This window comes from Anaerotignum faecicola (genome assembly GCA_024460105.1).
Taxonomy (GTDB): Bacteria; Bacillota; Clostridia; order Lachnospirales; family Anaerotignaceae; genus JANFXS01.
Genome location: JANFXS010000105.1, coordinates 1 through 551 on the forward strand (window position 1 = coordinate 1; position 551 = coordinate 551).

The 551-nt window shown below is 48.6% G+C and carries 1 protein-coding gene; it reads right to left on the reverse strand.

The features are described 5' to 3' along the window. Window positions 1-65: 65 nt before the first annotated feature. On the reverse strand, window positions 66-551 hold a 486-nt coding region (locus NE664_12970), incomplete at its 5' end, for a TSUP family transporter (GenBank protein ID MCQ4727544.1).

The window sequence follows — 551 nt, forward strand, 5'->3', positions numbered from 1 at the left end:
CTGACTAAATCCACGGCCTGTGTCGTGGTCTTCAGCGTAAATTTTTTCCACTTCATAACGATCCCTTATCCTTTCACAATTTTTACAAAGAGACACATAATCACCACCAGAACCACCGGCCTTACAATCTTCCGGCCGCTCTTAACCACCAGCCCGGAGCCGATATAATGGCCTGCGATACAGAAAACCCCTGCCGTTACGCCTAACGGAAGCAGAACCTTTCCATTGATCAAAAAGGTCACCAGCGCCGCGATGTTGGAGGAGAGATTGACCACCTTCGTCGTGCCGGACGCGGTTCTCAAATCCATTTTGGCAGCTCCCGTTAAAACCAGAAGCAGGAATGTTCCTGTCCCCGGACCGTAAAAGCCGTCATATGTACCGATTAAAAGCGCCGCAGCCATGCTGACGGCCAGCATCTTCTTCTCCGGGAGGCTGCCTGTATCTTTATTATCACCCATATCTTTGTTTTTCAAAACATAGAACGCCACAACCGGCAGGGCAAATAACATCATTCCTTTCAGAAATTTCTCACTTGCCAGCAGGGATAAATT